The sequence below is a fragment of the Lysinibacillus sp. GW823-FHT02G10 genome, from assembly GCF_058797135.1.
Genome location: NZ_JBXAJI010000001.1, coordinates 403,111 through 427,167, shown reverse-complemented (window position 1 = coordinate 427,167; position 24,057 = coordinate 403,111). Strand labels below are relative to the sequence as shown.

26 protein-coding genes are annotated in these 24,057 nt (G+C 39.2%); all 26 read right to left on the bottom strand.

The features are described 5' to 3' along the window. Window positions 1–11: 11 nt before the first annotated feature. Window positions 12–380, bottom strand: coding sequence for a chorismate mutase (gene aroH, locus AC1RFD_RS02165; protein WP_004232646.1), 369 nt, complete (start codon window positions 378–380; stop codon window positions 12–14). Then, window positions 377–1,468 (bottom strand): 3-dehydroquinate synthase, encoded by a 1,092-nt coding sequence (gene aroB, locus AC1RFD_RS02160; RefSeq protein WP_054550711.1) that lies wholly within the window; start codon window positions 1,466–1,468, stop codon window positions 377–379. Before aroB ends, aroH begins: the two co-directional genes overlap by 4 nt. A 3-nt stretch (window positions 1,469–1,471) precedes the next feature. After that, window positions 1,472–2,653, bottom strand: coding sequence for a chorismate synthase (aroC, locus tag AC1RFD_RS02155; RefSeq protein WP_054550710.1), 1,182 nt, complete (start codon window positions 2,651–2,653; stop codon window positions 1,472–1,474). Window positions 2,654–2,934: 281 nt separating this feature from the next. Next, a complete protein-coding gene (locus tag AC1RFD_RS02150) occupies window positions 2,935–3,708 on the bottom strand; it encodes a CheR family methyltransferase (protein WP_048389829.1) in 774 nt (257 codons plus the stop codon). 84 nt (window positions 3,709–3,792) lie between these two features. Next, a complete protein-coding gene (locus AC1RFD_RS02145; RefSeq protein ID WP_048389827.1) occupies window positions 3,793–4,023 on the bottom strand; it encodes a hypothetical protein in 231 nt (76 codons plus the stop codon). A gap of 125 nt (window positions 4,024–4,148) precedes the next feature. After that, window positions 4,149–5,774 (bottom strand): long-chain fatty acid--CoA ligase, encoded by a 1,626-nt coding sequence (locus AC1RFD_RS02140; protein WP_492474445.1) that lies wholly within the window; start codon window positions 5,772–5,774, stop codon window positions 4,149–4,151. A 70-nt stretch (window positions 5,775–5,844) separates the two neighbouring features. After that, window positions 5,845–6,612, bottom strand: coding sequence for a 3-hydroxyacyl-CoA dehydrogenase (locus tag AC1RFD_RS02135; protein ID WP_048389823.1), 768 nt, complete (start codon window positions 6,610–6,612; stop codon window positions 5,845–5,847). 15 nt (window positions 6,613–6,627) lie between these two features. Beyond that, complete coding sequence (locus AC1RFD_RS02130) at window positions 6,628–7,776, bottom strand: thiolase family protein (protein ID WP_054550709.1); 1,149 nt, start codon at window positions 7,774–7,776, stop codon at window positions 6,628–6,630. Between the two features lie 226 nt (window positions 7,777–8,002). After that, complete coding sequence (gene ndk, locus AC1RFD_RS02125) at window positions 8,003–8,419, bottom strand: nucleoside-diphosphate kinase (protein ID WP_004232627.1); 417 nt, start codon at window positions 8,417–8,419, stop codon at window positions 8,003–8,005. A gap of 86 nt (window positions 8,420–8,505) precedes the next feature. Beyond that, a complete protein-coding gene (gene hepT, locus AC1RFD_RS02120; protein ID WP_054550708.1) occupies window positions 8,506–9,480 on the bottom strand; it encodes a heptaprenyl diphosphate synthase component II in 975 nt (324 codons plus the stop codon). Between the two features lie 19 nt (window positions 9,481–9,499). Continuing rightward, window positions 9,500–10,204, bottom strand: coding sequence for a demethylmenaquinone methyltransferase (locus tag AC1RFD_RS02115; RefSeq protein WP_048389815.1), 705 nt, complete (start codon window positions 10,202–10,204; stop codon window positions 9,500–9,502). Between the two features lie 15 nt (window positions 10,205–10,219). After that, entirely contained in the window at window positions 10,220–10,987 is a 768-nt protein-coding gene (locus tag AC1RFD_RS02110) for a heptaprenyl diphosphate synthase component 1 (RefSeq protein ID WP_048389813.1), read from the bottom strand. Window positions 10,988–11,250: 263 nt separating this feature from the next. Continuing rightward, entirely contained in the window at window positions 11,251–11,469 is a 219-nt protein-coding gene (mtrB, locus tag AC1RFD_RS02105) for a trp RNA-binding attenuation protein MtrB (protein WP_004232621.1), read from the bottom strand. Window positions 11,470–11,531: 62 nt separating this feature from the next. Further along, window positions 11,532–12,101: a GTP cyclohydrolase I FolE gene (gene folE, locus AC1RFD_RS02100; RefSeq protein WP_009370809.1), complete on the bottom strand. Its 570-nt coding sequence runs from the start codon at window positions 12,099–12,101 to the stop codon at window positions 11,532–11,534. A 219-nt stretch (window positions 12,102–12,320) separates the two neighbouring features. Beyond that, window positions 12,321–12,593: an HU family DNA-binding protein gene (locus AC1RFD_RS02095; protein WP_004232618.1), complete on the bottom strand. Its 273-nt coding sequence runs from the start codon at window positions 12,591–12,593 to the stop codon at window positions 12,321–12,323. A gap of 198 nt (window positions 12,594–12,791) precedes the next feature. Continuing rightward, on the bottom strand, window positions 12,792–14,270 hold the full coding sequence (gene spoIVA, locus AC1RFD_RS02090; protein WP_048389809.1) for a stage IV sporulation protein A: 1,479 nt from the start codon (window positions 14,268–14,270) through the stop codon (window positions 12,792–12,794). Between the two features lie 92 nt (window positions 14,271–14,362). After that, a complete protein-coding gene (locus tag AC1RFD_RS02085; RefSeq protein WP_054550706.1) occupies window positions 14,363–15,145 on the bottom strand; it encodes a YphF family lipoprotein in 783 nt (260 codons plus the stop codon). Window positions 15,146–15,167: 22 nt separating this feature from the next. After that, the gene (locus tag AC1RFD_RS02080) at window positions 15,168–15,380 is read right to left on the bottom strand and encodes a DUF2768 domain-containing protein (protein WP_004232605.1); all 213 of its coding nucleotides are present in this window, start codon (window positions 15,378–15,380) and stop codon (window positions 15,168–15,170) included. 223 nt (window positions 15,381–15,603) lie between these two features. Then, on the bottom strand, window positions 15,604–16,620 hold the full coding sequence (locus AC1RFD_RS02075; protein ID WP_066037615.1) for an NAD(P)H-dependent glycerol-3-phosphate dehydrogenase: 1,017 nt from the start codon (window positions 16,618–16,620) through the stop codon (window positions 15,604–15,606). Between the two features lie 110 nt (window positions 16,621–16,730). After that, window positions 16,731–18,041, bottom strand: a complete 1,311-nt coding sequence (der, locus tag AC1RFD_RS02070) for a ribosome biogenesis GTPase Der (protein ID WP_004232601.1) — start codon at window positions 18,039–18,041, stop codon at window positions 16,731–16,733. A gap of 323 nt (window positions 18,042–18,364) precedes the next feature. Beyond that, the gene (gene rpsA, locus AC1RFD_RS02065; protein WP_048389803.1) at window positions 18,365–19,501 is read right to left on the bottom strand and encodes a 30S ribosomal protein S1; all 1,137 of its coding nucleotides are present in this window, start codon (window positions 19,499–19,501) and stop codon (window positions 18,365–18,367) included. A gap of 102 nt (window positions 19,502–19,603) precedes the next feature. Then, window positions 19,604–20,278: a (d)CMP kinase gene (cmk, locus tag AC1RFD_RS02060; RefSeq protein WP_048389802.1), complete on the bottom strand. Its 675-nt coding sequence runs from the start codon at window positions 20,276–20,278 to the stop codon at window positions 19,604–19,606. 95 nt (window positions 20,279–20,373) lie between these two features. Continuing rightward, complete coding sequence (locus tag AC1RFD_RS02055) at window positions 20,374–21,033, bottom strand: flagellar brake protein (RefSeq protein ID WP_054550705.1); 660 nt, start codon at window positions 21,031–21,033, stop codon at window positions 20,374–20,376. A gap of 114 nt (window positions 21,034–21,147) precedes the next feature. After that, window positions 21,148–22,431: a PepSY1/2 domain-containing protein gene (locus AC1RFD_RS02050; RefSeq protein WP_492474444.1), complete on the bottom strand. Its 1,284-nt coding sequence runs from the start codon at window positions 22,429–22,431 to the stop codon at window positions 21,148–21,150. A 15-nt stretch (window positions 22,432–22,446) separates the two neighbouring features. Next, window positions 22,447–23,262, bottom strand: coding sequence for a spore cortex-lytic enzyme (sleB, locus tag AC1RFD_RS02045; protein WP_492474443.1), 816 nt, complete (start codon window positions 23,260–23,262; stop codon window positions 22,447–22,449). 98 nt (window positions 23,263–23,360) lie between these two features. Then, on the bottom strand, window positions 23,361–24,035 hold the full coding sequence (prsW, locus tag AC1RFD_RS02040) for a glutamic-type intramembrane protease PrsW (RefSeq protein ID WP_004232588.1): 675 nt from the start codon (window positions 24,033–24,035) through the stop codon (window positions 23,361–23,363). Between the last annotated feature and the right edge of the window lie 22 nt (window positions 24,036–24,057).

The window sequence follows — 24,057 nt, the reverse complement described above, 5'->3', positions numbered from 1 at the left end:
ATCTCCTCTACTTATTTAGCCTGGGCCAAATCTGGTCTTAATTTCACTGCATCATTGAGATACAAGTGCTTTACATCTTTTTGGGCAACCTCTACGTTTGCATGTATTAATACACGAATACATAATGGTAACGCTTCTGGCACATCCATCTCATGTGTACACATAACAGGGACATATTGCCAGCCATCCATCAAGCGTACTGCACGAGCAGGAAATGCTGAGGTAATATCTGGCGTTGTTGAAATGAGGATCGATGCGATATCATCAATGTCCACATTATTTGCTGCCACAACCTCACGCACTAATCTTGCTGTCTCATCCCATACAAGCTCTGGCTTGTCAGATTCAATTGTTATTGCTCCTCTAAGTCCACGAATCATACAAGCACCTCCGCTAATAACTGTCTATATTCAGCATCTATTTCTTGGCATTCTTCTAAATCAATAGCTTTGACAAAAGGCTTTCCAATTTTATCCAAAAGAACAAATTGTAAAATGCCATATTCCGCTTTTTTATCTTTCATTAGGTAGCTAGATAATTGTTCAAATGAATAATCACTCACAGCCTTAAAAGGATAGCCGTTTTTTATCGCAAACTGTAAAAAGGATTGGGTGAACGTTCGATCAAGTTCTCCATATCGTTCACTCAATAGAAGACAATAGACGAGTCCAATCATAACCGCCTCACCATGAGCCACTTTGCCATAACCCGCAGCTGCCTCAATGGCATGTCCATATGTATGGCCTAGGTTTAAAAACTTTCGAACGGATTGCTCTGTTTCGTCCTCAGCAACAATTTGTGCTTTCACTTCAATTCCTTTTTTTAGTTGCTTTGCTAGTTCATTTTGATTAAAATGGATCACCGAATCTCCTGTCATTAATTCCTCCAGCCAGTTCGGGTCAGAAATCATGGCATGCTTAATTAACTCTGCTGTTCCCGAACGTACCTCACGCTCTGATAAACTTTCTAAAAGAGCTGTATCATATATCACGCCTTCTGGCTGATAAAATGCGCCAATCATATTTTTTCCTAGAGGATGATTAATGGCAGTTTTTCCACCAACTGCGGAATCATGCGCTAGAATAGTCGTTGGAATTTGAATAAACGGAATCCCACGCATATAAGTTGCCGCAACAAAACCTGTTAAATCGCCAACTGCTCCTCCTCCAAAAGCAAAAATGAAGGATTTTCTGGAGCATTTTTGCTCTAATAAAAATGTTTGAGCAGCATTGTATTGATCAAAGGTTTTGCACGCTTCTCCACCTGGCAAAATAAAGACCTCAAAGTGGTACGGGAAATTTGCTTTGAAGTACTCTCCCTGTGCTGCCCAAACATTGACATCAGTAAACACAAAGAGCTTATCCGCTTTTTGAAGTTTATCAGCAAATGCCTCCACAGCTTCAGTTAGAAATTGATGCCCAAGAACAACTTCATATTGATGTGATTTTGTTGCTACTGGTACACGCATAACTTAGAACCCCTTTGTATATTGACGATGCTCGTCAATTTGAGCTTGTAATTGTGGTAGTTGATCACTATGGAATTGCTCTAAAATTGCATTCGCTATTTCCCAGGCAATAACATGTTCTGCAACTACAGACGCTGCTGGTACTGCACAGCTATCAGAGCGCTCAACACTCGCTTTAAACGGCTCTTTTGTTTCAATATCTACACTTTGTAATGGTTTATATAAAGTAGGAATTGGCTTCATCACACCACGTACAACAATTGGCATACCTGTTGACATACCGCCTTCTAAGCCACCAAGTCGATTGGTTGCACGAGTATAACCTTCTTCTTCAGACCAGATGATTTCATCGTGTACTTCAGAACCTTTTCGACGTGCCATTTCAAAGCCAAGTCCAAACTCTACTCCTTTAAATGCATTAATAGATAGCATAGCAGCAGCAAGCTTTGCATCCAGCTTACGATCATAATGTACATAAGAACCTACACCTGCTGGCATGCCTTCTACAATGACTTCTACAACACCACCGATCGAATCGCCGGCCTTTTTCGCTTCATCAATTGCCTCAACCATTTTCGCAGAGGCGATTGGATCTACACAGTAGCAAGGATCCGCTTCGACAATTGCACGAATTTCTTTTGTTGTTTTTCCTTCTATTAAAGAAGTATCGGCTTTAATTCCCACTATCTCTGTAACATGTGCAACAATGGAAATGCCTAGTTCATTAAGTAACGCCTTTGCCACAGACCCAACTGCTACTCGTACAGTTGTTTCACGCGCAGAGGAGCGCTCTAATACATTCCTTAAATCACGGTGACCATATTTCATGCCTCCAACTAAATCTGCATGACCTGGACGAGGACGTGAGATTTGACGCTTGATATCTTCAGGATTGATATCATCAGCTAATGGCTCTGCTCCCATAATTTTAGTCCAGTGCTTCCAGTCATCATTTGTGACAACGAGTGCAACAGGAGATCCAAGTGTCTGACCATGACGAACACCAGCTACAATCTCCACTGTATCTGTTTCGATTTGCATGCGGCGCCCACGTCCATGACCTCCTTGGCGACGTTTTAAATCGTGATTAATTTTTTCTGCTGTAATGGGTAAGAGTGACGGTAAACCCTCAATAATTGTCGTTAATTGAGGTCCGTGAGACTCACCTGCTGTTAAGTAACGCATAAACACTTTCTCCCTTCAACTCGCTAAAGTATGTATTTTTCACTATAACATATATTCTTTAAAAAAACAGTCCTTTTACGAATGTCTTTTAAGTAGTTACCATTTTCATAGATCTAAATGTGAATATTCTGAATGAAAGTTATAAAAAACACCTAGCTAAATTTTATAAAAAATACGCCTTTGCTTATGATAAGCGAAAAGCGTATGAATTATCTATGTTTAATGCTTGGTCAACTTTATGTACAATTGTGTTATTTGTACAAAGCTTTTCATCCATATTATTAATTATTTTTGCGATAGAAGAACGTGTCTTCTACATCAAATTCATAACGTGCTGGATTAAAAATTTGCTCTGTCGATCCAACAAATAAAACGCCATCCTTGCGCAGTGCTTTACTAAAATTATTATAAATTTGATCTTTCGCTTCTTCTGTAAAATAAATCATGACATTGCGACAAACAATTAAATCATAATTGCCGTCATAAGAGTCATTCAATAAATTATGTTTCTTAAAGGTTACACAACGCTTAATCTCATCCTTCACGCGATAGAAGGAGCCTTCTTGTTCAAAATACTTTGCTTTAATATCACTTGGGACCTCGGCTAAAGAGCGTTCAGGGTAGACACCTAACTTCGCCTTTTGTATCACATTCTCATCTAAATCAGTGGCAATAATTTGAATTTGAGATAAAGGCACCAATTGAGATAATACCATTACTAAAGAATATGGTTCTTCTCCTGTCGAACAAGCCGCACTCCAAATTTTTAAACGCTTATTAGTTTGTAAAAGTTTCGGAAATATTTTCTTTTGTAATACTTCCCAGCGCTTTCCATTGCGATAAAATTCAGAAACATTGATCGTCATACGATCTAAGAATTCATTCATTAAATCACGATCTTGTTCGAGTGCCTTTAGAAAGTCTACAAAATTACGATAGCCCTTTTTCTCATAAAGAGAGGTTAATCGTCTTTTCATTTGCGCTTCTTTATATAACGCTAAATCTATTCCTGTTTTGCGCTTAATACCTTCTATAAACTGTTCATAATCAGACATATGGTCATCTTCCCCTCTAGCGTCGTATTACCATTATAGCGGAAAAGCCCCAATCCTGAAATAGTCTTTCTCATGTATGCAAATCTACTTTCTTACGTTTTGTTTTTCCTCTAAAAGTAATACTTTCGACTGTTCTAATTCAAGTCTCATTTTTTCTGTTTCAATCGTATAAGTTTCTAACCTAAGCTTTTCTAATTCTACTTCTTTTTCAACAGCCTTCAGTTTTATTTTTTGTTGTCTCGTACGAGCGTCTGTAAAAATTCCAGCTAGAGAAATAATGACGCCCCCAATTATCGCTACAATGGCAATTGACAATCCGTTCACTTCCTTTCGTTATTTTGATTATACGGCAAAATGGAAAAAATAGTTTCATTTTTCAGGAATTTATTCCAATAAAAAATGAAGGTAGTTTTTCACCACCCTCATTCTATCCATTATCGTTAGACTTGTATGCGATACTCTTTTAAATCTTCTCGTAATTTAGCCTTCAAGAATTTACCTACAGACGTTTTTGGTACCTCGTCAATGAAGACAATATCATCAGGAACCCACGATTTATGGAATTGGTGCTGTAGACTCTCTAATAACTCTTCTTTTGTAATCGAACCCTTAAACTCTGGCTTTGCTACGACACAAGCTAATGGTCGCTCCAACCACTTTTCATGTGGAATGGCAATAACAGCTGCCTCAAAGACCTTTGGATGGGACATTAATGCATTTTCAAGCTCTACTGAAGAAATCCATTCGCCACCACTCTTAATTAAATCCTTTGTACGGTCGGTAATTTTTATATAGCCATCTGTTGTCATCACAGCAATATCGCCTGTATAGAGCCAGCCATCTTTAAAGGCCTCTTCCGTTCGTTCATCCTGATAATACTCATTAGCAATCCAAGGTCCTCTAATCGTAAGCTCTCCCATCGTTTTGCCATCCCAAGGCACTTCACCATTTTCATTGACAATCCTTGTATCAATAAGTGGCATCGTCATACCTTGTGTAATCCGAACATTCATTTTTTCATCAGCCGTATAGTCCTGCATATGTGTTAAATACGTGGATAGGCTTACAAGAGGTGAGGTTTCCGTCATACCGTAACCTGTCATGTACGGGATATTAAGTTCTTGCTCAAAGCCTCGGACAAGACCAATTGGTGAAGCAGAACCTCCACAAACAATTAATCGCATAGACGATAGGTCACGAGGATTTTGACGCTGCTCCTGTAGAACGCCCAGCCATATGGTCGGTACACCTGCTGTCAATGTAACTTTATATACATCAAATAATTCTAGCAATAGCTGTGGTGTAAACATAGGTCCCGGTAAGACCTGTGTAGAACCAAATGCGACACTGGCAAATGGTAATCCCCATGCATTCGCATGGAACATTGGCACAACAGGCAACACCACATCCGACTCACAAATTGCAATACTGTCAGCGAGACCAGCTGTTAAACTATGAAGTACAATACTGCGATGTGTATAGACTACTCCCTTTGGCATGCCCGTCGTTGCACTGGTATAGCACATGCCTGCGGGTGTATTTTCATCTAAATCTTCTGGGAATGTAAAATGTTCAGCTGCCTCCGCAAGTAGCGATTCATAGGAAAGAGCATTTGGAATCGGTAAAGTTTCTACTGCAACAGCATCACCCATAATTATATAATGCTTTACCGTTTTCAGCTGAGAGACGATAGGTGCAATTAGTGGCACCAGATTATCATCTATTAATAATATTTCATCCTCGGCATGATTGATGACATAGGCAATATGCTCAGGGGATAATCGAATATTAATCATATGCAATACTGCTCCTGCACATGGTACAGCAAAATAGGCTTCCAAATGGCGATGGTGATTCCAAGCAAATGTGCCCACCTTCATTCCTCGATCCATCCCTAGTTTCGTCAAAGCATCGGCTAATCGGCGAGTCCGTTTGACATATTCTTTATACGTAAATTCGTGAATAGTAGTGGCACTTGTTCGAGAATAGATTTTCTTTGAGTGAAAAAATCGTTCTGCACGATTCAAAAAACTTGTTAATAATAAAGGTGTATCCATCATATGCATGATACCGCTTCCCTTCATCTACGATTTTAGAAACAATCAAAACAAAAACTATTTGAACTAGATTTTGCCGTTACCTCGGTTGCATGCGAATGGCACCATCTAGTCGAATGACCTCTCCATTTAACAAGCCATTGTGGATAATACTTTCAACCAAAAGAGCATATTCCGAAGGTTTACCAAGTCGTTTAGGGAATGGTGTCATTTGAGCAAGAGCTGTTCGTGCAGGCTCAGGTAACGAAGCAAACATTGGTGTTTCAATTAATCCTGGCGCTATGGTCATCACTCGGACACCGATTTCCGCAAGCTCTCTTGCAATTGGCAACGTCATGGCTGCTACGCCACCTTTTGACGCGCTATAAGCAGCTTGTCCGATTTGCCCATCAAATGCAGCCACAGACGCGGTATTAATAATGACGCCACGCTGTCCATCCTCATTTGGCTCATTATGTTGCATTTTTTCTGCCACTAGACGGATGACATTAAACGTGCCAACTAAATTAACAGCAATCACTTTTTCAAATAACGCAAGGGCGTGTATACCACGCTTCGAAATAACTTTACTCGCATCTGCAATGCCAGCACAGTTCACTGCAACATTGATCTTGCCAAAAGCTGCAATAGCCTGCTCAAGGCCAGTCGCCACCTCCTCTTCCTTTGTGACGTCTACTCGTGCATAAAGGACATTTTGACCTAATTCTTCCACTAGAGCTTGTCCACGCTCATCATTGACATCAAAAATAATTGCTTTGCCACCCTGTCCTATTAATTTCCGAACGGTTGCCTCTCCTAAACCAGAGGCACCCCCTGTTACGACTGCCACCACTTCATGTTCCTTCATCAGACATATCCCCTTTTACATTTTTTCAATGATCGTGGCATTGGCCATCCCCATTCCCTCACAAATCGCCAACAAACCGTAACGATAATTCTCTCGCTCCATTCGATAGAGCATGGTCGTTAACAATTTCGTACCTGTTGCCCCTAATGGATGTCCCAGTGCAATGGCTCCACCATCAGGATTGAGCTTCTGTGGGTCTCCTCCTATTTCATGCAGCCATACGAGCGGCACAGGTGCAAAGGCTTCATTTACCTCATATGTGTCGATATCCTCAATGTTGAGCCCTGACCGTTCTAATGCTTTTCTAGTAGCTTCGATTGGCCCTGTCAGCATTAATGTCGGATCAGAGCCCACGACCACTCTTGTCACAATTTTAGCGAGTGGTTGAATGCCTAGTTCTCTCGCTTTATCCAATGCCATTACGACTACAGCTGAGGCCCCATCACTCATTTGGCTCGCATTGCCCGCAGTAATCGCGCCATTCTCTTGAAAGACGGTTTTTAATCCATTTAAAATGTCAACGGTAGTTTCTGCACGAGGACCCTCATCTACCGCAAATGTTGTCACTGAGCCATCCTCTTGTGGAACTTGAATGGGTAGTATTTCAGCTTGGAAATGACCCGCTCTAATGGCGGAAATCGCCCGTTGATGGCTTTGATAAGCATAGCTATTTAGCTGTTCTTTCGATAAAGACCATTGGGAAGCGATTTTCTCTGCTGATAATCCTTGATGGATAATATCATAATTTTCCTGTAAGCGGTTACTAGCATGGGCATGTTGCATGTTTGAGCCCATTGGTACTCTTGACATACTTTCTACCCCACCAGCAATGACAATGTCCATATCCCCGGCTAAAATTGCCTGTGCTGCGAAGTGCACGGCTTGTTGGCTTGAACCACACTGACGATCAATGGTTACACCTGGCACACTATCGGGGAATCCAGCCATTAATAAAGAGGTCCTCGCAATATTTGCCCCTTGTTCAGCTGTTTGCGTCACACACCCCAAAATGACATCGTCTACTTGTTCCTTACCAATGCCTGCACGCTTTACAACCTCCTGTAATACATCAGCTGCTAAATCATCTGCTCGAACTTGACTTAATGCGCCCTTACTTCTTCCTATAGCAGTTCTCACAGCTGCTACAATCACCACTTCTCTCATGTCCATAACCCCTTTTCCTCGTCATCCTCATAGTTTATTGACGAGCCTACTCAACTATTCCTCACTTAATTATCAGAATATTACATTATTTATTGTACATGACTAAGAAGTTTTTAACAATTCTATATGTTTCTAGTAAGAGATTATTCGTCGGCATGATCCCTCTCCTTTTTTGCGCAATAAAAAAGCAATCTCAAAAAATTGAGATTGCTTGATCTATTCGAAATTAAACTAAATCTTCACCGAAGAATAAGCCGATTTCGCGCTCTGCAGATGCAAGAGAGTCAGAACCGTGGATGATGTTGTGAGAAACAGTTGTTGCGTAGTCACCACGGATTGTACCTGGGTTAGATTCTTCAGGTTTCGTTGCACCCATCATTGTACGTGCAAGCTTGATTACGTTCTCGCCTTCCCATACCATAGCGAATACAGGACCAGAAGTGATGAAATCAACTAATTCACCAAAGAATGGACGCTCAGCATGCTCAGCATAGTGCTTTTCTGCTAATTCTTTAGGAATTACCATTAATTTAGCACCTTTCATTACAAAACCGCGACGTTCGAAACGATCAACGATGTCTCCAATTACTTGACGTTCAACGCCGTCAGGCTTAACCATTAAAAAAGTTTGTTCAATTGCCATGTTTAAAACACTCCTTAAATTCGTCTAACAGGTTTTACACCTACCGATAAATATTAACAAAAAATGAGCTTTTGTACAACAAAAAGCTAGAATTTGCGCTTACCCATGAACAATGCTACATCACGTAATTTTTTCTTTACGGGATGTTTTGGTAAAGCATCAATTTCTTGTAAGGCTTTTTTCAAATATTTATCACTCATACGATTAGCTTGCTCAATCGCATGAGATTTACGCACATATTGCAACATATTTTGACGTTCCGATTCTGTTAACGTGCCTGCAAACACTTTAACTAAGTATGGTTGCATCTCCGGATCATCTTTCAACAATAAAATCGGTAAAGTAATATTGCCCTGTAGTAAGTCACTACCTGCTGGCTTCCCTAGTTCTTTATCGGTTGCCATAATATCTAAAACATCATCGATAATTTGGAAGCTCATGCCTACAAAGTAGCCGAAGCGCTTTAAATGCCGAACTGTTTTAGCATCAACCCCCGCTGCCACAGCTCCTAGCTCACAGCTTGAGGAAATAAGTAATGCTGTTTTGCGTTTGATTCTTCTAAAATAATCTTTTAAACCTTGATCTAATCTAAATTTATCTTCAATTTGAATGACTTCACCGTTACAAATCTCCACCATCGTACGGGCTAAAATTTGATGAACAAGTGGGTCTTCTAACTTTGTTATATATTCCAGCGCACGTGCGAAAATAAAATCGCCTGTGTACATTGCTACCCTGTTATTCCACTGTGATTTGACAGTCGGGCGTCCTCTTCGCATATTGGAGTCGTCAATGACATCATCATGTACAAGCGATGCCATATGAATGAGTTCTAAAGGCACTGCTACATCCTTCATCTTCTCAATGTCATAATCACCAAATTTTGCGCCTAGTAACACAAAAATTGGTCTTATCCGTTTGCCACCAGCTTGTAATAAATGGAGAGAAGCATCGTTGATCAAATATGAAGATGAGTCCACCGCTTTTTCTAACTCTTGTTCAATGATTTCGATATCTGATTTCAAATCGGAATAGAGTAGTTTTAACTTCATCTTTTCCACGTGTGAAAACCTTCCCCCATTAACGTATCTTTTTAAAGCCCATATGCATTGCCGCAGCCCCGCCACTGTATGCTTTGTACGTTACTTTTTCTAATCCTGCCTGCTCAAACAATGCCGCTAACCTTTTCATACCTGGGAAATCATTCGCAGATTCCTGAAGCCAAGAATACTCCTTATAGCTTTTCGCAAATATTTTACCAAATATCGGCATTATAAATTTAAAATAAAAACGGAACAGCTGACGATAACCAGGGATTTCAGATTGAGATGTTTCTAAACAAACCACCATTCCACCTGGTTTAACAACACGATGCATTTCCTTCAAAACTTGTAAATAATCAGGTACATTGCGAAGACCAAAGCCGATTGTCACATAATCAAACGTATCATCAGGAAAAGGCAACTCCATCGCATTTCCATGAATGAGTTCAATTTGTGGGTATGGCTCTACCTTTTTTTCGCCAACTTTCAGCATGTTTTGACTAAAGTCAAGCCCTTTTACTTCTCCACTTTCACCAACAGCCTCTGCCAATGCGATTGTCCAGTCTGCGGTGCCACAGCATACATCAAGTGCTTTTGATCCAGGTTTTACAGCCATGTGCTTCATCGTATCGTTACGCCAGCCAACATGCATCTGGAAACTAATTACACCATTCATTTTATCGTAGTTTTCCGAAATACTTTCAAATACTTCGTGAACGTGTTCTTCTTTCGTTTTAGCCATTTTGAAAAACCTCTCTTATCCGTTAGTAGAAGCAATGGATGCCTCTACATGTGCATGTAAAGCTTGTTTGATATCACTTTGTAAAAAGGATGCCTGATTAATGATCTGTGATAGCTCTGTTTTTAAATGCACAATTTTCCCTTGGATGACGCTATTAAAGGTTGCGCCATTACGTCTGACACTTTCTTCTAGTGCCTTACCCATTAAAGACATTTGCCCACGTTGATAAGCTGTCCATTCTTTTTCTAAACGCAAGATTAATAAGCTTTTTTCTATAAGTGGTATATATTCACTGAAAGAATAAAGATCAAAAAATTGAGCAATTAACCCAGATTCTATCGTACTCATCGATGTATACCACTGTTCCATTGTTCGTTGTTTATTTTCATAAACCTTAATTTGATTTTCACATCGTGCCACAATACCTTGTGACAAGTTTCGAATCAATGCAACATTCCCTGACATTGCTAATATTTCATAATAACGACCACTATAAAAATCCCCAGCTAATACGGTAAGCTGCTGTTCTTTTGATGTTGCATCTAATTCTTTTATATGATCGTGAGCCGCTAATGCTGCGTACACTATGCCAACAGTAATTGCAGCCTCTTGTTGCTCTTGTTGCCACTCTTCACCATTCAAAAACGGGATTAACAAATAAAACAGTTGATTTTCATCTAGCACAGGTACACCTGTGTATTTTTGCAAAGTTCTATGACGAACATCCATGAAAATCTCTGTTTTTAACTGTGCAATTGAATTTTGAATGTATGTTGCATTCATAGACCTTACTCCATTTCACTTTCAGATACGTTAGCCCTATACAAGGCCAAACGCTTGCTTACTGAGTCATTATAGCATACGCAACGATGCGGAATAAAAAAAATTTGCTTTCTTCATAGCACAGGCAGTAAAGCTCTCCCATAATTGAATGTTGGAATGCTAACTGCCCATAGACCTTATACTAAGTTTTTCACATCTAGTGTTTTTATATGTGTTGTAGAACGTTGAACAGCATTAAAACCTATCGTCAGAAACAAAATTTCTTATTTTTTCGCTTCGCTATTGATCACGCCATGTGCTGTATGAATTTGCGCTTTACCGCGTATTTTCATGGCAGACGTGTGTTCTGTAAATTGAGCAATCATTACTTCGCCGGCATCTAATTTCTCTGAATGATGGAATTTCGTATCAGTTCCACGTGTTAATCCAATGACATGTACACCATCTTCTTCTGCTTGAATAACAATATAATCTTGTGACATCTTTGTACACTCCTTAAATCCGACAAATTCTTAGTTCATCATAACATAATTAGACACGCAATTTAAGACATTTGAATAAATGATAGTACTTCTCTACGTTTCACTTCATCTTCCTCATAAATACCGCGTGCAACAGATGTCACCGTTTTAGAACCAGGTTTTTTTAATCCACGCATTGTCATACACATATGCTCAGCCTCGATCACAACATAGACACCTTTTGGCGAAAGCATCTCCATTATTGTGTCTGCTACTGAAGAGGTAATACGCTCTTGCAGTTGTGGTCTGCGGGCAATCGTCTCCACTGCACGTCCTAACTTACTCAGCCCAGCAACAACGCCGTCATTTGGTATGTATGCAACATGTGCTTTGCCATAGAAAGGTACTAGATGATGCTCACACATCGAATAAAAAGGTATATCTTTGACAAGCACTAGTTCTTCATGATCCTCATGAAATACCGTTTTAAAATAATCTTTAGCATCCTCATGCAAGCCGCTGAACATTTCGGCATACATTTTTGCTACACGCTTCGGCGTATCCAATAAACCTTCACGATTTACATCTTCACCTACCGCTTCTAAAATCATTTTTACCGCTTCTTCTATTTTTAATAAATCAATATTCGACATCAAAAAACCCTCCTGCATATCAAAACATTACACATTTCCCTATGCATCGTAGCACATCCAAAAGGTAAGCGCAAAATGACTTACCTGATTCATCAGAAATTCGCTTCTAGATAAGAAAATCACTGTATATTATTATGTAAAATTCAAATTTGAAGTTAAAAAGAGCAGCCTTCATGTTCGTTAACATGAAGACTGCTCTATGTAACTACTAGACGTGTATTATTTTACCGCGTCTTTAAGCGCTTTACCTGGTTTGAAAGCAGGCACCTTGCTAGCAGCGATTTCGATTTCTTTACCAGTTTGTGGGTTACGACCTTTACGAGCCGCACGTTCACGTACTTCAAAGTTACCAAAACCAATTAATTGTACTTTGTCACCCTTTGCAAGAGCATCTTGAATTGTATCAAATACAGCTTCAACTGCTTTAGAAGCGTCTTTTTTAGAAAGACCTGCAGCTTCAGCAACAGAGTTTACTAATTCTGTTTTATTCACACCATTCACCTCCTCTCAAAGGGTCATGAACCAATTCTGTAAAAAGAGTAACACATAGAAAACCGCTACGCAACTGTATTCATACATGATTATAACCAAAAAATCAGTTTTTCACCCAAAAAACAAAAATAAAAGGACTTTTCGCATAAAAACGAAAAGCCCTGCGTATATTTTTTGCATTTTTTCTGAATTTTATCACTATAAAATAAATGTTACTAAACCACGATCTCCTTCGTTAACCATACGTTCAATCGTCTGACGCATACGTTTTTTGGCAGTAGATGGAACTGCATCCATTTTATAACGAATTCCCTCTTTTAATACTTCATGCAATGGTGTGCCAAATAATTGTGTATTCCATAAGGCATCACGATCATGTAAATAAGCATGATTTAAATCTTTTAGAAGTTGCTGACTATGGAACTCTGAGCCAATTAACGGTGCAAATTCTGACTCCATATCAACTCGGATAATATGATAGGATGGCGCTTTTGCCTTCATTCGTACGCCGAAGAAATTATTCTGTTTAATGAGCTCTGGGGCTGTTGGCTCAAATTCCTGCATCATTGGCAATGTCACGCCATAGCCTGTCGTATCAGCATCGTGAATAGCACTTTTAAATCGTTTTTGGGCCTCTTTTGCCTCTGCCGCCTCTTTGATAAAGAGTAACCAATCTTTTTTCGTTTCAATTGGTTCTTCTAGCCATTCATTACAAACTGATTTATACAATTCACCCTGTAGGGATACCCGAATTACAGCTGTTCCTACACCTGCATCTACATGAACAACTTCACTTTGGTCAATAAAGTCAATGGCTTTAAAGGCATCTGACGCCTGTTGCACATCTCGAATTTTCATAACAGAAGAAAGGACTTCCTCCATCGAATCAATCAATGCAACATTTAATGGATGTGTAGCATCTAATACATCCAGCCAGTCTGGTTTTTCCACCTCAATGGTACGAATTGGGAATTCAAATAGCGCCTCTTGTAAAATATATTGAATATCCGTTTCTCTCATTTGATCAATGGACATCGCAATAACAGGGACATTGTAACGTTCAAACAATTCATTGCGAAGCTGAACCGTTTCTTCTCTCGCAGGCATTTGGCAATTGAGTAAGATGACAAATGGTTTGCCGATATCTTTTAATTGCTCTACAATTTCCTCTTCTGCCTTCTCTGCTGCTCGTCGACTGATTCCGTTCACTGTACCATCAGTCGTTACGACAATACCAATATTCGCATGATCGCGAATCACCTTATCTGTGCCAATTTTAGCGGCTTCCTGAAATGGAATTGGCTCCGTATGCCAAGGCGTATGAACAAATTTTGGTCCATTTTCATCCTCATAGCCTTTTGTCCCATCGATAATATAACCAACACAATCTGCTAATCGAATTTGGAATGGCATTTCATCTTCACCGACCACAATACGGGTTGCTTGGGCAGGCACAAACTTCGGCTCAGCAGTCATAATGACTGGCCCCGGAGAACTTTGTGGCAACTCATCTTGTGCTCGCATTCTTTCCGTTTCATCCACAATGTTTGGTAACACGACTGATTCCATTACCTTTTTTACAAATGTTGATTTACCTACACGTACTGGACCGACAACACCAATATAAACATCGCCATTTGTGCGCTCTGCAATTTCTCTAAATACTGCTTCACTCAAGGTTTCTGCCTCCTTTATCTACGCTTTTTCACTATATGCGAGCCTGTAGACAAATATGAAAAAGCCCCTCACAAATGTAAGGAGCTTGTTTGCTATTTCTCTTTTTTCTCGGCGGCTTCTGCCTCTTGTTTTTGTAATTCTTTCGCTTTTTTGACATCCGCATTATACGTTTTCATATCATAGATAGGCTCTCCATTCTCGTCCACTGTATATGGAATAGAATAGGCAGGCACCACTGGAAATTTGTCGACAAGCAGTTGGCGAATATCATCACCTGGCTTTACATTCGGCTTATCCTCTTTTAAAAGCTGGCCTAAATCCACAGCATAGTCTACATGTAATTCACCATCACCAGTCATGAAAAGCGGTAACTCGACGCCAGAATAGGGACTTTTTACAGTTACCTCTGTTTTATAACCCAAATCTTTATAGTTGATCTGATAAACATTATCTGAAATTGACCCTTTTATTGGTAAATACTGTGTAGATAGTTTACGAATACCTATTTCACGTATACGCTCTGCCGCATTTAAATCTACTAATTTGACCGATGCCTCATTTTCAGGGTCCCAAATGATATATTGATATATACCACCTTTTTCATAGGCATTTCCAGGAATTGTCGTCAAATACTTCGGCATAAGTTTTTCAAAATCGATTAAATATTTGATATAGATATCCGTATCTAGCTCGCTATTTTTAATTGGTACTAGTCCACCTGTTGCTTCACGGTATTCATCCACCGCACGTTGAACTGCCGCTAGTTGATCGACATCAGGCGTGACCTTAGCCCTTTTTTCTTCTTCTGGGTATGCACATCCTACTAACAGTATGGCGGTTGCAAATACCAACAGCAAAGCACTTAGTTTTTTCATGTTACTGACACCTCATTATTATTTATGCTGGCCAAGTGGCAACTACAAGTACCATTAAAAATGTGCCAAGTCCAAACAGTATGTATGCACATAAATTTACGACTGTTCGTAAAAATACATTTGAAATCTTATTTCGCGCTAAATAAATTAAGCCGACTGATATAATCATAAATGCGATGCAATAAAACGACACCCACATTACATCAAGCGCAGGCATATGAGCTAACGGGCCCATTTCAAAAAACCACCTTTCTTTGAATGTCAAGACACAATCAAAGTATATTATACTATGTGCTTTTGCTAAAAAGAAATAGTTGTCCCATAACTATCAAGAAATGGACAACTCTTTTAGCTTGTATTTCTATTCAACTAGTGGCACACAATAAGGCGTCTCAACAGATTCGTTGAGACACCTTATTTATGTCCATTTAATGACAAGTCTAATCAAAAAATTAATATTAATGCTTCATATCGTCTATTTCTCGTTTTTTCATACGCATCATTAAGGCATCTACTGCCACTTTCGGTTCAACATCATTAAATAGCACACTATAGAGCTCTGTGGAAATCGGCATGGCGACATCATATTTCTCTGCTAATTGATAGGCTGCCTTCGTGGTACGGACACCTTCTACGACCATGCCCATTTGATCCAGCACTTCTTGTAGCTTCATACCTTGCCCTAACATATTACCTGCACGCCAGTTTCGCGAGTGGACACTTGTACAGGTTACAATTAAGTCCCCCATACCTGTAAGTCCTGAGAACGTAAATGGATTACCACCCATTTTTACACCTAACCGTGAAATTTCTGCAAGACCTCGCGTAATAAGTGCCGCTTTTGCATTGTCTCCATAATTTAAGCCATCAGTAATGCCTGCCGCTAAAGCGATAACGTTTTTCAACGCTCCTCCTATTTCTACACCAATGATATCTTCATTTGTATAGACGCGGAAGAACTGATTCATAAATAAATCCTGTACCTTTTCAGCAGCATCAATATTAGCACAAGCTGCAGTAACCGTTGTAGGATGATGCAGTACCACTTCTTCTGCATGACTTGGCCCAGAAAGAACAACAATTTCTTCCACATACATTGCTGGTAAGCTCTCTGCTAAAATCTCAGATATTCGTTTTAATGAGTCAGGCTCAATTCCTTTCGAAACATGGACAAACAACGCTTTTTTTGTTAATTCAGCCGTTAGTTTCTCGCATACTTCACGAATCGCTTTTGTTGGAACAGCCACAACAATGGTTTCTGCATGAGTAGCTACCTGTGCCATATCACTCGTCGCATGTAAATTTACAGGTAGAATGGTTTCTGGTAAATATTTTTTATTCGTATGCAGTTGATTGATTTCTTCTGCCTGCTCAGCTCTATGTGTCCATACAAGCGTATCATGTCCATTTTCCGCTAGTACCATTGCCAGTGCAGTACCCCATGAGCCTGCCCCTAACACACAAACTTTTTCCATAACAAAATCCTCCCTTTGTTGGGTTGTCTATTAAGTAAGTTCTTTCTTGTAAAAAGACGCCACCCAACAATAATGTCGGGTTGGCGTATTGTATGTCTATAGCTATTGCCTTAAGCACGCGCACGTGTAATTAAACGAATTGGCGTCCCTTCAAAGTCAAATGTTTCGCGGATGCGATTTTCTAAGAAGCGTTCATATGAGAAATGCATAAGCTCTGGTTCATTCACAAAAATAACGAATGTTGGTGGCTTAATCGCTACCTGAGTAGCATAGTAAATACGTAAACGACGACCTTTATCTGTCGGTGCTGGATTACGAGCCACTGAGTCCTCAATCACTTCATTTAAAATAGAGGACTGAATACGCATCGCATGATTCTCGCTGACACGTTGGATAATCGGTAAAATTTGATGCACACGCTGTTTTGTATTCGCCGATACAAAAATAATTGGGGCATAATCTAAAAATAGGAAATGCTCACGAATTTGCTGTGTAAAGACATTCATTGTTTTTTCATCTTTTTCAATGGCATCCCATTTATTCACAACAATGATCACAGCTTTTCCAGCCTCATGTGCATAGCCAGCGATTTTTTTATCTTGCTCCTGAATACCTTCTTCTGCATTCAGCACTACTAAAACAACGTCTGAGCGTTCAATAGCACGTAGCGCACGTAACACAGAATATTTCTCGGTTGTTTCATAGATCTTTCCTTTTTTACGCATACCCGCCGTATCAATAATGACATATTCCTGTCCATCATATGCATAAGGCGTATCAATCGCATCACGTGTTGTCCCTGCAATATTACTAACAATAACACGTTCCTGCCCTAGGAAAGCATTCACTAAAGAGGATTTCCCAACATTCGGGCGACCAATTAAAGAGAATTTAATGACATCATCACCGTATTGTTCTTCATCTTCTTTCGGGAAATGTTTCGCACATTCGTCCAATAAATCCCCTAAACCTAAACCGTGGGAACCTGAAATAGGCCAAGGTTCACCGAAGCCAAGTGCATAAAAATCATAAATCATTTCACGCATATCAGGATTATCAATTTTATTAACCGCTAATACGACTGGTTTTTTTGTTTTGTATAGAATTTTAGCAACTTGCTCATCTGCTGCCGTTACCCCTTCACGACCATTTGTCATGAAAATAATAACGTCTGCTTCATCAATAGCGATTTCAGCTTGTTGACGAATTTGTTCTAAAAACGGCTCGTCTCCAATTTCAATGCCACCTGTATCAATAATATTAAAATCGTGTGTTAACCACTCTGCCGAACTATAAATACGGTCACGTGTTACGCCTGGGATATCCTCCACAATCGAAACACGTTCTCCAACGATACGATTAAAAATCGTCGACTTACCTACGTTCGGACGACCTACGATGGCTACTACTGGTTTCGTCATCTGTACTTCATCCTTCCAACTTCTTGTCTTTCGCTATTATACACGAAAAATGCCATTATATCATATCATATCCATAATGTAGAACGCTATGTATGGTGATAAAAGGTGTTACCTCATTTTTTTAAGCGCTCTATCAGATGTTATAAAGGTTCTATCGCCTTTTTAATTCCTATCCTTTATTTTGAGAATCTTATCCGCTACTTTTAGAGTTTTATCCTTCAATTCAAAGATTTTATCCACTCTTCAATCGCTATTCTTCACTTTCAAAATCCTATCAACCATAAAAATAGCGAGGATACATTTATGCATCCTCGCTTTATACATTATTTAAAGTTTTTTAGTTTATCGCCAATCACATCACCGAATGAGAAGCCTGTATTCTCTTCAGGTAATTCATAGTCGATTACTTCTTCTGCTTCAGGATTTTCTAATAATTCTTTAATGCTAAGGGCTAGACGGCCTTCGTCAGCGTTGACATCAAGAACCTTTACCTGTACTTCTTGTCCCTCTTTTAGTGCTTCATGAGGCGTGTTAATGTGCTTATGCGCAATTTGCGATATATGCACTAAACCTTCAACGCCTGGGAATACTTCCACAAATGCGCCAAATGAAGTAAGTCGCTTCACTCTACCGTCTAAAATAGTGCCTTTAGCGGCACGTTCTTCAATATTAGACCATGGTCCAGGAATTGTTTCCTTAATAGATAAAGAAATACGTTCATTTTCTGGGTCCACTGATAGAACTTTTACTTTTACATCTTGTCCTTCAGCTAAAACCTCACTCACATCACTCACATGCTCATGTGATACTTGCGAGATGTGTACAAGACCATCAATACCACCTAGGTCGATAAATGCACCAAATGACGCGAGACGCTGTACTTTACCATCCAATACATCGCCAGCTTTTATTTGATTAATCACATTTTTCTTTTGTGAAGCTTTCTCTGCTTCAACCACTGCTCGGTGAGATAAAATAAGGCGATTCTTATCCTTATCAAGCTCAACAATTTTAAAGCTTAATGTTTGCCCTTTATAGCCTTCAAAATCATCAACAAAATAGTCCTCTACAAGCGATGCTGGTACAAAGCCACGTACACCTAAATCTACGACAAGACCACCTTTAACAATATCCTTTACTTCCGCTTCAAAGATTTCCTCAGCGGCAAATTGCTGCTCCAGTGTATCCCATGCTTTTAGAGCATCCACTTTACGTTTTGATAGGACAAAGTTTTCTTCTTCAACCTTTGTAATCATCAATTCTAATTCATCTCCAACTGAGATGACATCAGACGCTTTCTCAATGTGTAAGCTTGATAATTCACTAATCGGTACAATACCATCAAACGGAGCACCTGGAATTGATACAGATACTGCCTTTTCATCAACTTGCGCGGCAATGCCTTTGACGATATCACCCTCGTTAAACGTTTGTTCTGCATAGTTCATTTCTTCAGACATATGTAACCCTCCTTCGCATCTTCCCTTACTATTTTATTCGATATTGAAGACAAAGACAAAAATAAATCCTTTAAATTCTAAAAATGTCTGAAATTTTAGGATTTATAGCATTTTTTCTTCTGCTAATTTTAAAATAGCTTGTGCTGCATCATCAATGGACAATGCTGTTGTATCTAAAAAAATCGCATCTTCAGCTTGAATCAGTGGCGATGCTTCACGCTCACTATCCTTTTTATCACGTAGCGCTATTTCTTCCTGAAGTTTTTCAAGAGAGGACTCAATTCCTCTTTTTTGATTATCAATCAAGCGTCGTCTAGCACGCTCCTCTACTGTTGCAGACATGAAAACCTTTAGTTCTGCATCCTTTAAGACATGTGTAGCAATATCGCGGCCATCCATGACAACACCGCCATTAGCTGCAAGTTTTTGCTGTTGAGCAACTAATAGCTCACGAACCTTCGCATGGGCAGCTACTTGTGAGACTGATGAAGTGACCTCATTAGAGCGTATTTCCGCTGACACATTGTGACCATCTAAAAAAACAAGCTGTCCCTGAGGTGATGGTTTTAATTCAATTGTGCTTACTTCAAGCATCTCTGCTAATTTTGCTTCATCATCTAAATGTATGTTTTGTTGCATCGCTTTATACGTAACTGCTCGATACATTGCCCCTGTGTCAATGTAAGTAAAGCCAAGTGCTTCAGCAACAATTTTCGCGATTGTACTTTTGCCAGCACCAGCAGGCCCGTCTATCGCAATTTGAATGTTTTTCTTCATATTCTTCCCTACTTTCTGCACCTCTTATTGTATCATATAACCTCAAAAAAGCCCTCTACTAGGAGAGGGCTTCATCAAAATATTCATAAAGGATTTTAAACATTAAAAGGGTTCATTTCTTTACGTCGATTGACTAATTGACGTTCAAAGCAAAAACGGACAATATGCTGTTGATCGACATCATCTGTATCTGTTAGTTGGATTGTTGCAATGCGTTTATCCTCTTTTTCAAAAATACGTACGATCAGCGCTTCCGTAATGACATACTTGACATCTCCATTGGCAAATGGCAATACAATGGTTAGTTTTACTTCATCACCCTCAGTGAAAGCTACTTGACCTTTCAACATGACTGCTAGGCCTCCTGCACTAATATCCACAGTCACAAGCTGATATTTATAATCTTTCAACTGAATAGCAACGTCTACTTGTGTCTCCACACGAACGTATTCTCGTCGCTGAATTTTTATAAACTCCTCTGGTGTTGGACAATGCAACATAATCATTGGGATATTACCTGCTTTACGGCCAACTACCTCTGTATTAAAGGCAAAGGATTGCTTATCCTCGGTACGAAAAGTTGCTCTAAATTCTGAGCCATCTATTAAAAATGCCGTTTTCTTTGTTGCCATATTAACCGGATAATCAATATATAGAATATTATCTTTTTGCTCTACAACTTTACAGCGGAATTTCTCCAAACGCTCTGTATAAGTTGGTTCAAGTTGTAATTGTGTACCAATTTTTATTTCCATGAGCATCTCCCCGTGCGAAAAATATAGTTTAATTATCTCATGAGAAGCTTATTTTGGCTATAAAAATTGGTAGTATTTTCATGTCAAGTTGATACAGAGCGGAAGCATCATTGATTAAGTTAGATATTCCACTTTTAATACAGTATGGTTTTCCGCATCAATAACAATTCTAAATGTTTCCTGTGTATTACCATCACGCAATGCAATGACCTCATAGCAAAGACGTTGCTCAAATTGTCCATTATCTGTGTAGATATTTTTTACCTCTTGTACTTGGATATCGTCTTGGAAGAACGTTTTCCAATCAATCGGCTTAGCTGTTTGCTTTTTAATATTTTCTTCTTGAATATATTCCATTGCATTTGCACCTAACAGCTCACCTGTATCTTTCGCCACTTTCAATTGAACACCATCAGCGTAGATTAACGCATTATCTCCAGGATGGACACGAGCAAATGTCACATGCCAAGCTTGATGATTTTCTCGTGATTCCACATAGGCTACATCTTTCATGCCTAATTTCTTCACATATTCCTGCGCTTTTTTCATGATTTCCTCTTGTGATAACTTGGCTTCATCCACAGGACGTTCTACTAAATAGGATAATAAATGTCCACCCTTTTCTGTTAAATCAACATAGCCTAATCGAATCCCTTGGTGGAATTGGATATGATAAAAAGGATACGGTGCTGTATCACTACTTTTTGTAACTGTAAATGTAGCATCTTTAATGACTGGGAATAAGTATTTCACTTTTTCTAGTGCTTCTTTTTCGGTAATAACTGCATCCTGTAATGCCTTTAACTCAATTTTTTTCTGCCAATCAGATTCAGATAAAGTTAACGGGAAATCCTTTTCGCCGTAGCCCTTTAATGTATCTTTTACAGTATCAAATTGGCTATTTGGATTTTTATTATCTACTTGCTGTAGCCAAACATCCATTTTCCCATCATGCTTATAGAAATCGACGGTTGCAGCTGTCCATTCATCGGAAAGAGATTGTAAATTCGTTGAAACCTGGGGCATTTTTTCACGCCAAGCTTCATAATCCCCTGTTTTCGCTGTCCTTTTTGCTTCATCGCCAAGTCGCCCTAGATAGTTCATCCATTCACTTGATAGTTCTTGTCCTATTGGAATATTCGCAATTGAAGAACGAACTTCTGAGCTTAAACGCCAAACCGAATCTAGTTCATTGTGAATCGCCTGCTCGTCTTGAAACAACAGGGATTGTGATACTGAGCGTTGAAGATGGGAAAGTTTTTCAGATGCATCCGTTAACTTATCTGTATATTGTGCTAGCACGGTACGTTGTAAATCTTCTTTATCTCCATGTAAATCAATGCTGTATGCCCCTAACCCAATAACGGCAATCGTTAAGACCACGAGCCAAGTTTTCATCTAGGTTCCTCCTTTCTATGAACAGAAAATATGCTCTCCAATTTGTTTGATTTGTGGACGTGACCAAATCCATTTGCTCGTTGCAGTTTTTGGATTGAAATAATACAATGCATTTTCAGAAGGGTCCCAGCCGTTCATGGCATCAATAACCGCTTCTTTCGCTCGCTCATTTGGCTCAAGCCAAATTTGCCCATCTGCAACGGCCGTAAATGCTAACGGTTGGAAAATGATACCTGAAATAGTATTCGGGAAATCTGGGCTTTCCAAACGATTTAAAATAACTGCGGCAACCGCTACTTGTCCTTCATATGGTTCTCCCCTTGCCTCTCCATATACCGCATTCGCCATTAGCTGTAAATCACGCTCTGTATATTTGGGAGGAACTTGTGTCTGTGTTCCATTATTATTACTACTTCCACTACTATTGCTACTGCCACCACTAGTATTCTTTTTCACTTGCTGATCAAGTGGCTGCCCACCATAATAAGTAAATTGATTTCCTGCATTTAATTGAGCTTTCACCCATTTTTCGTCATAATCTGAATTGCCCGTTAACGCTTTCTTTGTCTTATCGCCTGCAATTCCGTCTACTGGTAACCCATAATTTTCTTGGAAATTACGTAAAGCCCAGTATGTGTTGTAGCCAAATTTGCCATCAATTTTACTCTTATAAAAACCTAAGTATTGTAGCCTCGCTTGCAATTCAACGACATCATCTCCATAGGCACCCCGAGTAATTTGCTGATCGCTAAATGCATTCGCATCATTTTGAGGAATCGCAATTATACTAATTCCTAATATTAAAGCAAAAAGTATGCTTACTAAACGCACTTTTATCACTCCTTTTTTTTATAGCTTGAAACAAAAGGAGTATTTTATACATGATAAAAATGAAATAAAGCGTAGAAATCTTTGACGATTTCTACGCTTTATATTTTCTTTTGCATATGAAGATGCTGCACCAGATGATAATGTGCAAGCTTCACTTTACGCAAGCCAAACCACCATAAAAACAACATAAAAGGAATCATTAAATAAACCCAGTGACCTTTGAATGATAATATTGTATTGTATAGAATGTGAAGTACGACTGGTGCACAAAGCGCCATAGCAATCATCTCTTTTGTCTTAACAAGTTTCGAAAACTTAGCCCGTCCATAATAATAGCCCATTACGACACCGAACAAAGCATGACTCGATACTGGTAATAAGGCTCGCATAAATGCCGTGTCTAAGCCAAATGAAAGTAAATAAAGAACATTTTCAATCGTAGCAAAGCCAAGTGAAATGCTTGCCCCGTACAATATACCATCGTAAGGGTCATCAAATTCTATATGATTATAGATGGCAATTAATAGCACAAACCATTTAAAAAATTCTTCAATGACACTTGAAAATAGTACGTCTTGAAGATAAAGATATCGAAAAACCCCTTCCTCTGTTAATACATACTGTAAAAACATGATTGGGAACGTTAAAAATGCGCCGTATAAAAACGTTTGTAGTAAAGTTCTTCTTGGCTCCGTAGCCATCTGATTGCGCAAATAGAAATAACTAAAAAGCGCTAGACCGGGAGCAATGGCAGCAGATAATAAAATGATCATGATGCCGGCTCCTTTCAACAAT

What these genes read in the sequence shown, in the direction of transcription:
- aroH (WP_004232646.1), bottom strand. Translation starts at nt 380, where the DNA reads ATGATTCGTGGACTTAGAGGAGCAATAACAATTGAATCTGACAAGCCA.
- aroB (WP_054550711.1), bottom strand. Translation starts at nt 1,468, where the DNA reads ATGCGTGTACCAGTAGCAACAAAATCACATCAATATGAAGTTGTTCTT.
- aroC (WP_054550710.1), bottom strand. Translation starts at nt 2,653, where the DNA reads ATGCGTTACTTAACAGCAGGTGAGTCTCACGGACCTCAATTAACGACA.
- AC1RFD_RS02150 (WP_048389829.1), bottom strand. Translation starts at nt 3,708, where the DNA reads ATGTCTGATTATGAACAGTTTATAGAAGGTATTAAGCGCAAAACAGGA.
- AC1RFD_RS02140 (WP_492474445.1), bottom strand. Translation starts at nt 5,774, where the DNA reads ATGCATATGATGGATACACCTTTATTATTAACAAGTTTTTTGAATCGT.
- AC1RFD_RS02135 (WP_048389823.1), bottom strand. Translation starts at nt 6,612, where the DNA reads ATGAAGGAACATGAAGTGGTGGCAGTCGTAACAGGGGGTGCCTCTGGT.
- AC1RFD_RS02130 (WP_054550709.1), bottom strand. Translation starts at nt 7,776, where the DNA reads ATGAGAGAAGTGGTGATTGTAGCAGCTGTGAGAACTGCTATAGGAAGA.
- ndk (WP_004232627.1), bottom strand. Translation starts at nt 8,419, where the DNA reads ATGGCAATTGAACAAACTTTTTTAATGGTTAAGCCTGACGGCGTTGAA.
- AC1RFD_RS02115 (WP_048389815.1), bottom strand. Translation starts at nt 10,204, where the DNA reads ATGGCTAAAACGAAAGAAGAACACGTTCACGAAGTATTTGAAAGTATT.
- AC1RFD_RS02110 (WP_048389813.1), bottom strand. Translation starts at nt 10,987, where the DNA reads ATGAATGCAACATACATTCAAAATTCAATTGCACAGTTAAAAACAGAG.
- mtrB (WP_004232621.1), bottom strand. Translation starts at nt 11,469, where the DNA reads ATGTCACAAGATTATATTGTTATTCAAGCAGAAGAAGATGGTGTACAT.
- folE (WP_009370809.1), bottom strand. Translation starts at nt 12,101, where the DNA reads ATGTCGAATATTGATTTATTAAAAATAGAAGAAGCGGTAAAAATGATT.
- AC1RFD_RS02085 (WP_054550706.1), bottom strand. Translation starts at nt 15,145, where the DNA reads ATGAAAAAACTAAGTGCTTTGCTGTTGGTATTTGCAACCGCCATACTG.
- AC1RFD_RS02080 (WP_004232605.1), bottom strand. Translation starts at nt 15,380, where the DNA reads ATGGGCCCGTTAGCTCATATGCCTGCGCTTGATGTAATGTGGGTGTCG.
- AC1RFD_RS02075 (WP_066037615.1), bottom strand. Translation starts at nt 16,620, where the DNA reads ATGGAAAAAGTTTGTGTGTTAGGGGCAGGCTCATGGGGTACTGCACTG.
- der (WP_004232601.1), bottom strand. Translation starts at nt 18,041, where the DNA reads ATGACGAAACCAGTAGTAGCCATCGTAGGTCGTCCGAACGTAGGTAAG.
- rpsA (WP_048389803.1), bottom strand. Translation starts at nt 19,501, where the DNA reads ATGTCTGAAGAAATGAACTATGCAGAACAAACGTTTAACGAGGGTGAT.
- cmk (WP_048389802.1), bottom strand. Translation starts at nt 20,278, where the DNA reads ATGAAGAAAAACATTCAAATTGCGATAGACGGGCCTGCTGGTGCTGGC.
- AC1RFD_RS02055 (WP_054550705.1), bottom strand. Translation starts at nt 21,033, where the DNA reads ATGGAAATAAAAATTGGTACACAATTACAACTTGAACCAACTTATACA.
- AC1RFD_RS02050 (WP_492474444.1), bottom strand. Translation starts at nt 22,431, where the DNA reads ATGAAAACTTGGCTCGTGGTCTTAACGATTGCCGTTATTGGGTTAGGG.
- prsW (WP_004232588.1), bottom strand. Translation starts at nt 24,035, where the DNA reads ATGATCATTTTATTATCTGCTGCCATTGCTCCCGGTCTAGCGCTTTTT.